The 17,596-nt window shown below is 71.0% G+C and carries 2 protein-coding genes; both read right to left on the bottom strand.

Annotated features, from left to right (window positions below; translation table 11 throughout):
* Nucleotides 1-13,196 (bottom strand): type I polyketide synthase (locus tag CCN51_RS57635; protein WP_245881657.1); only part of this gene is annotated, 13,196 nt, incomplete at its 3' end.
* 43 nt (nucleotides 13,197-13,239) lie between these two features.
* Nucleotides 13,240-17,596, bottom strand: a 4,357-nt coding sequence (locus CCN51_RS21025) for an SDR family NAD(P)-dependent oxidoreductase (protein WP_143675859.1), incomplete at its 5' end; no start/stop codon positions are given.

The raw sequence follows: 17,596 nt of genomic DNA, 5'->3' as shown, positions 1-17,596 counted from the left end.
GTCAAACCATTCGACGCACCATCCTGGTTCACCGCCGAACCCCGCACCACCGCAAGCACCTCATGCCCGTTGCGTACGGCGTCCGACAGCCGCTCGAGCACCACCAGGCCGACACCCTCCGACCAGCCCGTTCCGGCGGCCGAATCGGCGAACGGACGGCAGCGGCTGTCCGGCGAGAGCCCGCCGTGCTGGTCGAACTCCCCGAAGGCCGCCGGGGTGGCCATCACCGTCACACCGCCGGCCAGCGCCAGGGAGCATTCGCCCGAGCGCAGCGACTGCGCCGCCAGGTGAATGGTGACCAGCGACGACGAACACGCGCTGTCCACCGTCAGCGCCGGGCCTTCGAGACCGAAGGTGTAGGACAGCCGCCCGGATGCGACGCTGGTCAGCAGGCCGGTCATCTGATGGCCGCGGGACTCCTCCGGCGGCACGTAGCCACCGCTGGCGGCGCCGATGAAGACACCGGTGTCGGTGCCGCGCAGACCGGCCGGGTCGATGCCCGCGCGCTCGAAGACCTCCCACGAGGTCTCCAGCAGCAGCCGCTGCTGCGGGTCCATCGCCAGCGCCTCACGCGGCGAGATCCCGAAGAAGCCCGCGTCGAACTCGGCGACGTCGTAGAGGAAGCCGCCCTCGAAGGCGAGGTCCCCGTAGACCTGCCAGCCGCGGTCCGTGGGGAGTTCGGCGATGGCGTCCCGGCCCTCGGCGACCAGCCGCCACAGGTCCTCCGGCGAACGGACACCGCCCGGGTAGCGGCAGCTCATCCCGACGATGACGATCGGGTCGTCCATGGAGCCGGATGTCGCGGCGGCCGGGATGACCACCTCGCCGCGTTGGCCCACGAGCTCCGAGAGCAGATGTTCCGCGAGGACGATCGGAGTGGGGTAGTCGAAGACGAGTGTGGACGGCAGGCGCAGCCCGGTGGCCGTGTTCAGCCGGTTGCGCAGCTCGATGGCGGTCAGCGAGTCGAAGCCCAGCTCGCGGAACTCCTTGCGCGCCTCGACGGCCTCGGCCGAGGCATGTCCGAGGACCGCGGCCGCCTGGCCACGGATGAGGTCCACCAGGACCGGTGCGCGCTCGGACTCCGCCACTCCCGCCAGCTGCCGGGTGAGCGCGGCCGCCGCGCCCGACGCGGGCACTGCTGCCGCTGCCGCCGCACGGCGGGTGGTGCGGACCAGCCCGCGCAGCAGGCTCGGCACCTCGGGCTGGGCACGGAGTGCGGCGAGGTCCAGAGGTACGGGCGCCACCACCGGCTCGTCGCTGGACAGTGCCGCGTCGAAGAGGGCCATGCCCTCCTCGCCGTTGATCGGCGGCAGTCCGGCGGCGCTCATGCGCTGGATGTCGGCGTCGGTGAGCTTGCCGGTCATGCCGCTTTCATGGGCCCACAGGCCCCATACGAGGGACTGCCCGGCCAGCCCCGCCGCCCGGCGCCCGCGAGCCAGGGCGTCGAGAGCGGCGTTGGCGGCGGCGTAGTTGCCCTGCCCCGCGTTGCCCATCACCCCGGCGAGCGAGGAGAACATCACGAAGGCTGCCAGGTCCAGGTCGCGGGTGAGCGCGTGCAGATGCCATGCCGCGTCCACCTTCGGGCGCAGTACGGCGCTCAGCCGCTCCGGCGTCAGCGCCCCCACCACACCGTCGTCCAGCACCCCCGCCGCGTGGACCACGGCGGTGAGCGGATGCTCCGCCGGAATAGACGCCAGCACATCCGCCACCGCGTCACGGTCCGCCACATCACACGCCACCACGGACACCTCGGCACCGAGCTCCGCCAGCTCCGCCCGCAACTCGGCCGCACCCGGAGCATCCAGCCCACGACGGCTCGTCAGCAGCAGTCGACGCACTCCATGCCCGGTCACCACATGCCGCGCCAGCACACTGCCCAGACCACCCGTACCCCCGGTGATCAGCACCGTGCCCTCGGGGTCCCACTCACGCGGCATGGTCAGCACAATCTTGCCCGTGTGCTTGGCCTGACTCATGAAACGGAAGGCGTCCCGCGCCCGCCGCACATCCCACGCCGTAACCGGCAACGGACGCAGCGCACCCGCCTCGAACAGCTCCATCAGCTCGACCAGCATGCTCTGCAAACGGTCGGGGCCCGCGTCGAGCAGGTCGAACCAGATATACGTCGCGTCGGTGAAGCTGTCGGCGTCGCGGATGTCCAGCTTGCCCATCTCGACGAACCGGCCACCCGGGCGCAGGAGCCGTGCGGACGCGTCGATGAACTCACCCGCGAGCGAGTTCAGCACCACATCCACACCCCGACCGCCGGTCACCTCAAGGAACCGCTCCTCGAAGTCCGTCGTACGGGACGAAGCGATGTGGTCATCCGGAATCCCCAGCGACCGCAACGCATCCCACTTGGACTCACTCGCGGTCGCGAACACCTCCACACCCAGATGCCGCGCCAGCTGAATCGCCGCCATCCCCACACCACCGGCACCCGCATGCACCAGCACCGACTCACCCGACGACAACCCCGCCAAATCCACCAACCCGTAATACGCCGTCAGGTACGCGACCGGGACGGATGCGGCATCCTCGAACCGCCAGCCCTCCGGAATCCGGGTCACCGCCCGTTCAGCGGCCACCGCAAGGGGCCCGAAGGAGCCGTCGACCAGTCCGACCACCCGGTCGCCGACGCGCAGCCCGGTCACCTCGGGGCCGGTCTCCACGACCACACCGGACGCCTCGCTGCCGAGCGGCCCCACCTTGTCCTGGAAGGCGCCCAGTGCGTTGAGGCCGTTGAGAAGGTCCCGGAAGTTGAGACCGGCGGCCCGTACGGCCACCCGGATCTGTCCGGGGGCCAGCGGTTCGGCAGCCTCCGGGAAGCTGAGCAGTTCGAGGTTGTCCAGGCTGCCCTTCTGCCGGCTGTCCAGCCGCCACGGCGTTCCGTCGGCCGGAGGCAGCAGCGAGCCGCGCGAGGTCACGGAGGCGAGTCGGCCGACGCATACACCGCCGTCGCGCACCGCGACCTGCGGCTCTCCGGACGCCAGCGCTGTCCGCACCTCGTCCGGGGATCCGGCGTCCACGAGCACGAACCGTCCGGGGTTCTCGCTCTGGGCGCTGGACACCAGCCCCCAGATTGCCGCGGCCACCATGTTCGGCGCGTCGACGGCGACGGCGTCGCGCAGGACGAAGACCAGCCGGGAGCCCTGGAGCCGTTCGTCGGCCAGCCAGTTCTGGATGAGCCTGAGCGCCCGCGCGGTCTCCTCGTGCACCGCCTCGGCCGCCGAGGAGGAGTCGACCGGCTCCCAGGTGACCGTCGCCACCTCCGGCAGCGTGGCCAGCGACGCCGGGTCCGTGGCCTGCTCCACGGTCAGTTCCACGATGTCGAGGGCACCGGACGCCGCCGTATCGACCTGGACGGGGACCCATTCCAGCCGGAACAGGGAGTCCTGCTGACCGGCTCGGGCGCCGGCCAGCTGTTCGGCCGACACCGGGCGCAGCACCAGCGAGTCCGCCGAGACCACGGGCGCGCCGTCGGTGTCCACGGCCGCCAGCGAAACCGACTCCGCGTCGCGCCGGGTCAGGCGGACGCGCAGCAGGGAGGCGCCCGTGGCGTGCAGGGACACGCCGCTCCAGGAGAAGGGCAGGCGTCCGCCCTCGGCGGTTTCGAGGTTCACGAACGATACGGCGTGCAGGGCCGCGTCCAGCAGGGCCGGGTGCATCGCGAACGACTCGGCGTCGCCGCCCGTCTGCTCGGGGAGTGCCACCTCGGCGAACACCTCGTCGCCGCGCTGCCACACCGCCCGCAGCCCCTGGAAGAGCGGTCCATAGGCGAACCCGCCGTCGGCGAGCCGCGCGTAGAAGTCCTCCATATCGGCCACGACCGCGCCTTCGGGCGGCCATACGGCTCCGTCGAACCGCGCCGTACGCTCCCCTTGGGCGAGCACACCGGTGGCATGGTGCGTCCACGGTTGCTCGGCGGCTTCGGCGGCGCGCGAGTACACGTTCACGGAGCGGCGGCCGGTCTCGTCCGGCGCCCCTACCCACAGCTGGATGGCGACGGCATCGCGCTCCCCCAGCACCAGGGGCGCAAGCAGGGTGAGCTCGTCGACAAGGTCACAGCCCACCTGGTCGCCGGCGCGGATCGCCAGCTCCAGAAAACCGGTCCCCGGGAACAGCACCACACCGCCCACGGCGTGATCGGCAAGCCACGGGTGCGACCGCAGCGACAGCCGCCCGGTGAACAGCACGCCGCCCGCATCGGCCAGCTCGACCGCGGCGCCGAGCAGCGGATGCCCGGCGGCCACCTGGCCCAGGCCAGTGACGTTGCCGACCCGCATGGAGGCGTTCGGCCAGTACAGCTCGTGCTGGAAGGCGTAAGTGGGCAGGTCGACGCGGTGGGCGCCGGTGTCCACGAACACGCTCGCCCAGTCGACAGCGCCACCACGGACGAAGATTTCCGCCAGCGAGGTCAGGAAGCGGCCGAGGCCGCCCTCGTCCCGGCGCAGCGTACCGGCGACCACCGCCGCCACATCGACGTCGTCGATGGTCTCCTGGACCCCGACCGTCAGCACGGGATGCGCGCTGATCTCGATAAACGCCCGGTGGCGCTGTGCCAGCAGCTCCCGTACGGCGGGCTCGAAACCGACCGTCTGCCGTAGATTGCGGTACCAGTACCCGGCGTCCAGCTCGTCACCCTCAAGCCACTCGCCGGTCACCGTGGACAGGAACGGCACCTCTGCCGTGCGCGGAGCGACCTGCGCGAGCTCGGCCAGCAGCTCCTCGTGGATCCCCTCGACATGCGCGGAGTGGGAGGCGTAGTCCACCGCGATGCGGCGGATACGTACCTCTTCGCCGGTCCACTCCTCGATCAGCTCGTCCAGCGCCTCCCGGTCACCCGACACCACCACCGACCGGGGGCCGTTGACCGCGGCGACCGACACCCGGCCGTCCCAGCGCTCCAGCCGCGCCTCGACCTCAGCCACCGGCAGCGGCACCGACGCCATGCCACCAGCACCCGCAAGCCGCCGCGCGATGGCCTGACTGCGCAGTGCCACCACCCGTGCGCCATCCTCCAGCGACAGCGCACCCGCCACACACGCGGCGGCGATCTCACCCTGCGAGTGACCCACCACCGCATCCGGCTCCACGCCGCAAGAACGCCACAGGGCCGCGAGCGACACCATCACCGCCCACGACACCGGCTGCACCACATCCACCCGCTCCAACGACGGCGCACCCGCAACCTGCCGCACCACATCCATCAACGACCAGTCGATAAACGGCGCAAGCGCAGCCGCACACTCCCCCAGCCGCTCAGCGAACACCGGGGACTCGTCCAGCAGCCGAGCACCCATCCCCGCCCACTGCGAACCCTGCCCCGGGAAGACGAACACCGACCTCCCCTCGACATCGGCAACCCCACACACCACACCCGCCGCAGGATCGTCATCGCCCAGGGCACGCAGACCCGACAGCAGCTCCTCGCCGTCACCACCGACCACCACCGCCCGGTGCTCCAACACCGACCGTGTGGACACCAGCGAATAGCCGATGTCGACCGGCATCGCCTCGGTGTCGCCCTCCACATGGGACAGCAGACTGACCGCCTGCCCGCGCAACGCCTCGGCCGTCTTCGCCGACACCACCCACGGCAGGGCGGCAGGGGTCACGGCGGGCTCGGGCCGTGTGTCGGCGGAAGGCGGCTCCTCGGGCAGCGGAGCCTGTTCGATGATGGTGTGGGCGTTGGTGCCGCTGAGGCCGAATGACGAGACCGCGGCCCGGCGCGGACGGCTGTGCTCCGGCCACTCCACGGACTCGGTGAGCAGCTGGATGTCCCCCATCGACCAGTCCACATGCGTGGACGGCGTGTCCACGTGCAGCGTCCTGGGCAGCACACCGTGGCGCAGCGCCATGACCATCTTGATCACCCCGGCCACACCGGCCGCCGCCTGGGTGTGCCCGATATTCGACTTGATCGACCCGAGCAGCAGCGGGCGTTCGCGGTCCTGTCCGTAGGTGGCGAGGAGCCCCTGCGCCTCGATGGGGTCGCCCAGTGTGGTGCCGGTGCCATGCGCCTCCACCGCGTCCACATCCGCCGGAGCCAGCCCGGCGTTCGCCAGCGCCTGACGGATCACCCGCTGCTGCGACGGACCATTCGGCGCCGTCAGACCGTTCGACGCACCGTCCTGGTTCACCGCTGAACCCCGCACCACCGCAAGCACTTGGTGCCCATGGCGCCGCGCGTCCGACAGGCGCTCCAGGACCACCAGGCCCACGCCCTCCGACCAGCCGGTCCCATCGGCACCCTCTGCGAACGCCTTGCACCGGCCGTCGCCGGCAAGCCCGCCCTGAGCACTGAAGTCGATGAACGGCCCGGGGGTCGCCATCACCGTGACGCCACCGGCCAGCGCGAGGTTGCACTCTCCCGACCGCAGCGCCTGCACCCCGAGGTGCATGGCCACCAGGGATGACGAGCATGCCGTATCGACCGTGACCGCCGGGCCCTCCAGACCCAGCGTGTAGGAGATCCGGCCCGACATCACGCTGCCGGCCGTCCCGGTGCCGAGGAAGGCACGCACGTCCTGCGGGAATTCCAGGCGCCCCGACGCGTAGTCGTGGTGCAGCGATCCGACGAAGACACCGGTCTGGCTACCGCGCAGTGAGGTAGGAGCGATACCGGCTCGCTCGATGGCCTCCCAGGACACTTCCAGGAGCAGTCGCTGCTGCGGGTCCATCGCCAGCGCCTCGCGCGGCGAGATGCCGAAGAACCCCGGGTCGAACTCCCCCGCCTCGTGCAGGAACCCTCCCGCTCGCACGTAGCTGGTGCCCCGGCGCCCACGATTGGGGTCGTACAGCGACTCCAGGTCCCACCCACGAGACGTCGGAAACTCCGAGATGCCATCGCCCTCGGCGAGCACCAGATTCCACAGATCCTCCGGCGAGAGGACCCCGCCCGGGTAGCGGCAGGCCATGGACACGATGACCACGGGGTCGTCGTCCGTACGGACCGCCCCGGCCACGGGGGCCGCGACGGCGCTGTCGGTTCCGACCAGTTCCGCCACCAGGAAATCGGCCAGCACGGCCGGCGTCGGGTAGTCGAAGACGAGTGTGGACGGCAGGCGCAGCCCGGTGGCCGTGTTCAGCCGGTTGCGCAGCTCGACCGCGGTCAGTGAGTCGAAGCCCAGCTCGCGGAACTCCCGCCGGATCTCCACCGCGTCCGGTGACGCGTATCCCAGGACGGACGCGACCTCGGCGCGCACCAGGTCCACCAGGATCTGGACCCGGTCGGCGCCCCGCAGCCCCGCCAGGCGCCGGGTGAGGTCGGCGGCGGCGCCGGAGGCGGGCAGCGCCGCGGCCGCCGTACGCCGTGTCGGCCGGACGAGCCCACGCAGCAGGCCCGGCACCTCGCCGAGCGACCGCAGGGCCGTGAGGTCGAGCGGTACGGGGACGACCATCGCGTCGTGCAGCGCGGTGGCGGCGTCGAAGAGGGCCATGCCCTGCTCGGCGCTGATGGCCGGGAGTCCGGCGGCGCTCATCCGGTGCACGTCGGCCTCGTTCAAACCGCCGGTCATCCCGCCGTCCTGTGCCCACGGCCCCCACACCAGCGACTGCCCGGCGCACCCCTCTGCCCGCCGACGCATCATCAGCGCATCCAGGAACGCATTGCCCGCCGCGTAATTCGCCTGCCCCGGTGCGCCCATTGATCCGGCCACCGACGAGAACACCACAAACGCCGCCAGATCCAGATCGCGCGTCAGCTCGTGCAGATGCCACGCCGCGTCCACCTTCGGGCGCAGTACGGCACTCAGCCGCTCCGGCGTCAGCGCCCCCACCACACCGTCGTCCAGCACACCCGCCGCATGCACCACCGCCGTCAGCGGATACTCCACCGGAATCGACGCCAGCACACCCGCCACCGCATCACGGTCCGCCACATCACACGCCACCACCGACACCTCGGCACCCAGCTCCGCCAACTCCGCCCGCAACTCCACCGCACCCGGAGCGTCCAACCCACGGCGACTCGTCAACAGCACATGCCGCGCCCCACGTACACCCACCACATGCCGCGCCAGCACGCTGCCCAGACCACCCGTACCCCCGGTGATCAGCACCGTGCCCTCGGGTTCCCACTCACGCGGCATGGTCAGCACAATCTTGCCCGTGTGCTTGGCCTGACTCATGAAACGGAAGGCGTCCCGCGCCCGCCGCACATCCCACGCCGTAACCGGCAACGGACGCAGCGCACCCGCCTCGAACAGCTCCATCAGCTCGACCAGCATCCGCTGTGTCCCGTCGAGTTCCACGTCCGCCAGGTCGAAGGGCAGGTAGTCGCCCGCCACCGTTTCCGCCTCGCGGATGTCGGTCTTGCCCATCTCCAGGAACCGGCCGCCCGACCGCAGCAGCCGCACCGACGCGTCGATGAACTCACCCGCGAGCGAGTTCAGCACCACATCCACACCCCGCCCGCCGGTCACCCCAAGGAACCGCTCCTCGAAGTCCGTCGTACGGGACGAAGCGATGTGGTCGTCCGGAATCCCCAACGACCGCAACGCATCCCACTTGCCCTCACTCGCGGTCGCGAACACCTCCACACCCAGATGCCGCGCCAGCTGAATCGCCGCCATCCCCACACCACCGGCACCCGCATGCACCAGCACCGACTCACCCGACGACAACCCCGCCAAATCCACCAACCCGTAATACGCGGTGAGGAACACCAGCGGCACCGCCGCGGCATCCTCCAGCGACCACTCGTCGGGGACCTTCACCAGCGCACGCTGGTCCACGGCGATGCGGGGGGTGAAGGAGCCCGCCACCAGGCCCATCACCCGGTCGCCGACGCGCAGCCCGGTCACCTCGGGGCCGGTCTCGACGACCACTCCGGCCGCCTCACCGCCCATGGGGGCGGCCTCTCCGGGATACATGCCCAGGGCGGAGAGCACATCGCGGAAGTTGAGGCCGGCGGCGTGTACGGACAGCCGGACCTCGCCGGCCGCCAGCGGCCTGGCGGCCTCCGGGGCCGTCTGCAGGGCGAGGTTGTCCAGCCTGTCCCGCTGCCCGCTGTCCAGCCGCCACGGCGCGCCCGCCGGAGGCATCAGGTTGGCCCCCGTGGCCATTCTGGCGAGCCGGCCGGTGCGTACGACGCCGTCGCGCACCACGACCTGCGGCTCGCCCGAGGCGAGTGCCGCGGGCAGCGCGGACATGGAGGTCTCCCGCTCGTCCACATCGACGAGCAGGAACCTGCCCGGGTGCTCGGACTGGGCCGAGCGCACCAGCCCCCACGCCGCGGCACCGCCCAGGTCGGTCACCGTCGTGCCGTCGTCGGCCGCGATGGCTCCCCGGGTGACGAAGAGGAGACGGGAGTCGGCGAACCGGTCGTCGGCCAGCCACTCCTGGATCAGGCCGAGCACCCGTGCCGTGACCTCGTGCACGGCGTCGGGGGTGGCGAGCGAATCAACGGGGTCGAGGGCCACGACGACCAGGTCGGGGCTGCCTTCCAGGGACGCCACATCGGTGCTCAGCTCGGCCACGTCCAAGGCGGCGACCGCGTCCATGGGGGAGGTCAGCGCGGGTGCCGGCACCCACTCCAGGCGGTACAGCGAGTCCTGTCGCGCCGTACCGGAGCCGGCCAGCTGATCGGCGGTCACCGGGCGCAGCGCCAGCGACTCGACCGAGATGACCGGCGCGCCGACCCCATCGGCGGCGGTCAGGGACACCGATTCGGCGCCGGACCTGGCCAACCGTACCCGCAGTACGGAGGCCCCTCCTGAGTGCAGGGACACACCGTTCCATGAGAACGGCAGCAGTCCACGCCCCGGCTCCCCGAGATCCACGAACGAGACGGCGTGCAAGGCCGCGTCCAGCAGTGCGGGGTGCACACCGAACGATTCCGCGTCCGCCGCCTGCTCCGGCAGCGCCACCTCCGCGAACACCTCGTCGCCGCGCTCCCAGGCCCCCCGGAGCCCCTGGAACAGCGGGCCGTAGCCGAACCCGCCCTCGGCGAACCGCTCGTAGAAGCCGTCGAGGTCCAGCGCGACAGCTCCCTCGGGCGGCCATACGGTCGCGTCGAAGTCCGCGGTCCGCTCCTCCGTGCCCAGCACGCCGGAGGCGTGTTCCACCCACGGTTGCTCCACCGCGTCGGCGGGACGTGAGTACAGGTGTATGTTCCGGTTGCCCGAGTCATCGGCCGGACCCACCCACAGCTGGACGGCGACCGCGTCCCGCTCGCCCAGCACCAGCGGCTCGGCCAGGGTGAATTCCTCGATCCGTGCGCAGCCGACCTGGTCCCCGGCGCGGATCGCCAGCTCCAGGAAACCGGTGCCCGGGAACAGCACCACACCGCCCACGGCGTGGTCGGCAAGCCACGGGTGCGACCGCAGCGACAGCCGGCCGGTGAACAGTACGCCGCCTGAGTCCGCCAGGCCGACGGCCGCGCCGAGCAGCGGGTGTTCGGCGGACATCAGTCCCAAGCCGCCCGCGTCTCCGGTCCTCACCAGCGCGTTCGGCCAGTAGTGCTCATGCTGGAAGGCGTACGTGGGCAGGTCGACCCGCTGCGCCCCGGTCCCGGCGAAGAACGCCGTCCAGTCCAGCTTGACGCCGGCGATGTGCAGCCTGGCCAGCGCCTCGACCAGGGCGGCCTCGTCCGCACGGCCCTTGCGCAGGGACGGGATGACGACCGTGTCATCCGACTCGTCGGGCAGGCTGTCCTGGGCCATGGCGGAGAGCACGCCGTCGGGGCCGACCTCGAGAAACGCGGTCACCCCCGCAGCGCTCAACGCGGCCACGCCGTCGGCGAACCGGACGGTCTCCCGCACGTGCCGCACCCAGTAGTCCGGCGAGCACACCAGCTCAGCCGACGCCACCTCACCGGTCACATTCGAGACGAACGGAACCTGAGGCGCCGCGAGCGACAGCCCCTCCACCACACGCCGGAACTCATCCAGCATCGGATCCATCAACGGGGAGTGGAAGGCGTGGCTGACCGCCAGCCGCTTGGTCTTACGTCCCTCGGCCTCGAACCGGGCCGCGACCTCCAGCACGACCGTCTCATCGCCCGCGATCACCACCGAGCGCGGTCCGTTGACCGCCGCGACCGACACCCCATCCGTCAGATACGGGGCGACCTCGTCCTCGGTGGCCTGCAGAGACACCATCGCCCCGCCCGACGGCAACTCCTGCATCAGCCGGGCCCGCGCCGCCACCAACGTGCACGCGTCCGCCAGCGAGAACACCCCCGCCACATGCGCCGCCGCGATCTCACCGATCGAATGACCCGCCAGATAGTCCGGCCGGACACCCCACGACTCCACCAGCCGGAACAACGCCACCTCGATGGCGAACAACGCGGGCTGTGCCCACCCCGTCTCATCCAACAGCCCGGCCTCGACCGACCCGGGCTCGGCGAACATCACCTCCCGCAACGGCCGGTCCAGCCCCTGGTCCAGATACGCACACACCTCATCCAGAGCCTCCGCGAACACCGGGAACCGCCCGTACAACTCCCGGCCCATCCCGGCCCGCTGACTGCCCTGCCCCGAGAAGAACACCCCGAGCCCGCCGCCCGACCGCACTGCCCCGCTGAGCAGTCCCGGCGCGGAGGTGCCGTGCGCGAGCCCGCGCAGGCCCTCGACGGCGCCGGCACGGTCCATGGCCAGCACCACACCACGACGCTCGAACGCCGATCGTGTGGTCGCCAGCGAGAACACCACATCGACAAGGCGGGCGTCCGGGTCCTCGTCCAGGTGGTCGGCGATGCGGGCCGCCTGTGCGCGCAGCGCGCCCACCGTCTTTCCGGACACCACCACCGGCAGCACGCCGGGGACCGCGGTCGGCGTCGCCGTGTCGTCCCCGGCCTCCACCGTCGGGGCCTGCTCGATGATGGTGTGGGCGTTCGTACCGCTGATACCGAACGACGACACCGCGGCGCGGCGCGGACGCCCGGTCTCCGGCCACTCGGTCCGCTCGGCCAGCAGCTTCGCCGCACCCGCCGACCAGTCCACATGCGAGGTCGGCTCATCGAGGTGCAGGGTGGCGGGCAGCGTGCCGTATCGCAGCGCCATGACCATCTTGATCACCCCGGCGACACCGGAGGCGGCCTGGGTGTGGCCGATGTTCGACTTGATCGAGCCCAGCAGGACCGGGTGTTGCTCGTCCCGGCCCTGACCGTACGTCGCGAGCAGCGCCTGTGCTTCGATGGGATCGCCCAGCGTGGTACCGGTGCCATGCGCCTCGACGACGTCGATGTCCGTGGCGGACAGCCCGGCGCCGGCCAGGGCCTGCTTGATGACCCGCTGCTGGGCCGGGCCGTTCGGCGCCGTGAGCCCGTTGGAAGCGCCGTCCTGGTTCACCGCCGAACCCCGCAACACGGCCAGCACCTCATGGCCATTGCGCTGGGCGTCCGACAGCCGCTCCAGCATCAGCATGCCGACACCCTCGGACCAGCCCACCCCGTCAGCGCTCTCGGAGAACGACTTGCACCGGCCATCGGCCGCCAGGCCGCCCTGCGCGCTGAAGTCCACAAAGGGGCCGGGCGTGGCCATGACCGTCACACCACCGGCCAGCGCCAGGGCACACTCGCCACTGCGCAGCGCCTGGGCCGCCAGATGCAGCGCCACCAGCGACGACGAGCACGCGGTGTCCAGCGTCACCGTGGGGCCTTCGAGCCCCAGGGTGTAGGAGATCCGGCCCGACATCACGCTGCCCGCGGTGCCGGTGCCCAGGAAGGCCATCGTCTCCTGGGGGAACTCCGCGCCGGATCCGTAGTCGTGGTACATCACTCCGGCGAAGACACCGGTCCGGCTGCCCTGGAGCGTGAGCGGATCGATTCCGGCCCGCTCGATCGCCTCCCACGAGGTCTCCAGCAGCAGCCGCTGCTGCGGATCCATCGCCAGCGCCTCACGCGGCGAAATCCCGAAGAACCCCGGGTCGAACTCCCCCGCCTCGTGGAGGAACCCGCCCTCACGCACATAGCTCGTGTTCCCACGGGGGTCCCGGTCGGGGGCGTACAGCGTGTCCAGGTCCCAGCCGCGGGAGGTGGGGAATCCGGAGATGCCGTCACCTTCGCCGATGACGAGTCTCCACAGGTCTTCGGGCGACGACACCCCGCCCGGGTAGCGGCAGGCCATCGATACGATCGCGATGGGTTCCTGCTTGCCCGCCTCGACCTCCTGCAGCCGCTGACGGGTCTGGTGCAGATCGGCGGTGACCCACTTGAGGTAGTCGACGAGCTTCCGGTCGTCAGGCATGGGAAGTGATCCTCCGTGTTTGGCTGAAAGCTGGGCGCCGGGGTCACCGGTCGTTCATTCGGCCCAGTTCGTTGTCGATGAAGTCGAGAATCTCGTCGGCACTGGCCGATTCGAGCCGGTCGGTGGCGCCGGGACCGTCGCTCTCCGCCTCGGCCTTGGTCACCTTCGTGAGCAGCTGCCGGAGCCGGATGGCGACACCGGTCCGGGTGATCTCGTCGGAGAAGCCGTCCGACAGCGCGGCGTCCAGCCGGTCCAGATCCGCCATCCAGGACGGCGTCGGATCGGGGGCGTCCGCGGGAACGAGTTCGTTCACCAGATATCCGGCCAGTACCGCCGGTGTCGGATAGTCGAAGATGAGGGTGGACAGCAGGCGCAGCCCGGTGCCGGAACTCAGCCGGTTGCGCAGCTCGACCGCGGTCAGCGAGTCGAATCCCAGATCGCTGAACCGGTGTGCCGGGTCGATCTTTTCGGCCGACGCATACCCCAGGACCATGGCCGACTGCTCCTGCACCAGACGGACCATGTGCTCATCGCGCTCATCGGCCCGCAGGTTCAGCAGCCGGTCCCGCAGTGATTCGGACGTCTCCACGACGGTGGACCGCGCCACCGGACGAGGCCCGGCGCCCAGCAGGCCACGGAGCACCGGGGCCGGTGCGCCCTGGGCGCGGAGTGCGGCGAGGTTGAGCTGGGCCGTGAGCACCACGGGGTGGAGCAGGGCGGTCGCCGCGTCGAACAGGGCCATGCCCTGCTCGGTGCTGATGGGCGGCATTCCGGCGGCGCTCATCCGCTGGATGTCGGTCTCGGTGAGCCCGCGGGTCATGCCGCTGTCCTGCGCCCACGGCCCCCACACCAGCGACTGCGCCGCGACACCCTCGGCCCGACGGCGCATCATCAACGCGTCCAGGAATGAGTTGGCCGCGGCATAGTTCGCCTGCCCCGGAGCGCCCATCGAGCCCGCGACGGACGAGAACACCACGAAGGCGGCGAGGTTCAGGTCGCGGGTCAGCTCATGCAGATGCCACGCCGCGTCCACCTTCGGCCGCAACACCGCGCTGACCCGCTCCGGCGTCAGCGCCCCCACCACACCGTCATCCAGCACACCGGCCGTATGCACCACCGCCGTCAGCGGGTGATCCACCGGGATCCCGGCCAGCAACCCGGCCACCGCTTCCCGATCCGACATATCGCACGCCGCCACCGACACCTCGGCACCATGCGCGATCAGCTCCGCCTGCAACTCCACGGCGCCCGGAGCATCCAGTCCACGCCGGCTCGTCAACAACAGACGCCGCACACCATGCTCAGCCACCACATGCCGCGCCAACTCGCTCCCCAGACCGCCCGTGCCACCAGTGATCAGCACGGTGCCCTCGGGGTTCCAGCGAGGCGGCATGGTCAGCACGATCTTGCCCGTGTGCTTGGCCTGGCTCATATAGCGGAAGGCGTCCCGCGCCCGCCGCACATCCCACGCCGTAACCGGAAGCGGATGCAACACACCCGCACCGAACAGCTCCATCAGTTCCGCCAGCATTTCCTGTGTCCGGTCGAGGCCGGCGTCCGCCAGGTCGAAGGGCAGGTAGTCGCCCGCCACCGTTTCCGCCTCGCGGATGTCCGTCTTGCCCATCTCCAGGAACCGGCCGCCCGGGCGCAGCAGCCGCACCGACGCGTCGATGAACTCACCCGCGAGGGAGTTCAGCACCACATCCACACCCCGCCCGCCGGTCACCCCAAGGAACCGCTCCTCGAAGTCCGTCGTACGGGACGAAGCAATGTGGTCGTCCGGAATCCCCAACGACCGCAACGCATCCCACTTGCCCTCACTCGCGGTCGCGAACACCTCCACACCCAGATGCCGCGCCAGCTGAATCGCCGCCATCCCCACACCACCGGCACCCGCATGCACCAGCACCGACTCACCCGACGACAACCCCGCCAAATCCACCAACCCGTAATACGCCGTCAGGAACACCAGCGGCACCGCCGCGGCATCCTCCAGCGACCACGCGTCGGGGACCTTCACCAGCGCACGCTGATCGGCCACGGCGACCGGGCCGAACGCGCCCTGCACCATGCCGAACACCTGGTCACCGACCCCGAAAGCGGTGACCTCGGAGCCGGTCTCGAGAACCACACCGGCGGCCTCGCAACCCATCCATCCGGCGTCTCCGGGGTACATGCCCAGCGCGTTGAGCACATCGCGGAAGTTGACCCCCGCCGCCCGTACCGAGAGGCGGACCTCATCGGCCCCCAACGGTTCGGTGGCTTCCGGGAACTCCACCAGCGAGAGGTTGTCCAGCCTGTCCTTCCGCCTGCTGTCCAGGCGCCATGCCACGTCTGCCGGGGGCACCAGGTCCGTCGCGGTGGACACCCGGGCCAGCCGGCCGACGCGTACGGCTCCGTCGCGCACCACGACCTGCGGCTCGCCGGAGGCGAGGGCCACCGGCAGCGCGGACATGGAGGTCTCCCGATCGTCCACATCGACGAGCAGGAACCTGTCCGGGTGCTCGGCCTGTGCCGAACGCACCAGCCCCCATACCGCCGCTCCGGCCAGATCGGCCACCGGTGTGCCCTCGTCGGCCGCGATGGCTCCTCGGGTGACGAACGCCAGACGGGAGTGCGCGAACCGGTCGTCGGCCGCCCATTCCTGGATCAGGCCGAGTACCCGCGCGGTCTCCTCGTGCACCGACGGGACCACATCGTGGGCTCCGGCTGCCCCGGCCGCGACCGTCACCACGTCCGGCACTGTCTCCAGCACCGCCAGGTCCGCGGCCTCGTCGGCGGTCAGCTCCACCGTGTTCAGCCCGGTGCCGGCCACCGGGTCGGCCGGGGCGGGCACCCACTCCAGCCGGAACAGCTCGTCCCGCTCGCCGCGATGTGCTCCGGCCGGCCGCTCGGCGGAGTGTGGCCGCAAGGTCAGCGATTCCGCCGACAGGACCACCGCACCTGCCATGTCGACCGCCGTCAGCGAGACAGACTCGGCCCCGGCCTTGGCGATCCGTACCCGTAGCACCGAGGCTCCGCCGGCATGCAGGGACACCCCGCTCCACGCGAACGGCAGCCGGCCCCGGTCCGACTCTCCGAGGTCCACGAAGGACACCGCGTGCAGGGCCGCGTCCAGCAGCGCGGGATGGATCCCGAACGACTCGGCGTCACTCCCCTGCTCCGGCAGCGCCACCTCGGCGAAGGTCTCTTCGCCGCGCTGCCAGACGGCTCGCAGCCCCTGGAACAGCGGGCCGTAGCCGAACCCTCCCTCGGCGAACCGCTTGTAGAAGCCGTCCAGTTCGACCGGGGTGGCCTCCGTGGGGGGCCAGGTCGACATGGTGTGTTCGGCGGGTCCCTGCCCGGCGGCCAGCACACCCGTGGCGTGGCGGACCCAGGGCTGGTCCGTGGCGTCAGCGGGCCGGGAGTACAGGTTCACACCGCGGCGGCCGGACTCGTCCGGCTCGGCCACCCAGAGCTGGATGGCCACCGCGTCCCGCTCCTCCAGCACCAGCGGTGCGGCGAGCGTGAGTTCGTCGACGCGGTCGCAGCCGACCTGGTCCCCGGCGCGGATTGCCAGCTCCAGGAAACCGGTCCCCGGGAACAGCACCACACCGCCCACGGCGTGGTCGGCAAGCCACGGATGCGACCGCAGCGACAGACGCCCGGTGAACAGCAGACCGCCGGCGTCCGCCAGCTCCACCGCGGCACCCAGCAGTGGATGCTCCGGCGCTCCCAGCCCAGCGGCGGTCACGTCCCCGGTGCGGGCCGCGGGGGCCGGCCAGTACAGCTCGTGCTGGAAGGCGTAGGTCGGCAGCTCGACCCGACGGGCTCCGGTCCCGGCGAAGTACCGCTGCCACTCGACAGCCACGCCATGAGAGTGCATCCGGGCCAGCGCCGTGACCAGCGCGCGCTCCTCGTCCAGATCCCTGCGCAGGGCCGGTGCGAGAACGGCGGTGGTGGCCGACTTCTCGGACAGGCTGTCCTGCGCCATCGCGGAGAGCACCCCATCCGGGCCCAGCTCGAGATACGTGGTCACCCCACGCTCGTCCAGCCACCGCATGCCATCGGCGAAACGGACCGTCTCCCGGACATGGCGCACCCAGTACTCGGCCGAGCACACCAGCTCCGGGCCGGCCAACTCGCCTGTCAGATTTGAGACGAACGGAATCGCCGGGGCCTCGTACGAGATGTCCCGGGCCACCCGCCCGAACTCCGCCACCATCGCATCCATCAAGACTGAGTGAAACGCATGCGAGACTCGCAAACGCCTAGTCTTCCGCCCCGACTCCTCGAACCTGGCCGCCACTTCCAGCACCGCGGCCTCGTCACCGGCGACCACCACCGAACTCGGCCCGTTGACCGCCGCGATCGACACCCCATCCGTCAGATACGGGGCGACCTCGTCCTCGGTGGCCTGC

Origin of the sequence: Streptomyces milbemycinicus (assembly GCF_002154605.1) — a bacterium.
GTDB lineage: Bacteria > Actinomycetota > Actinomycetes > Streptomycetales > Streptomycetaceae > Streptomyces > Streptomyces milbemycinicus.
This window is presented reverse-complemented; position numbering and strand designations above follow the sequence as displayed.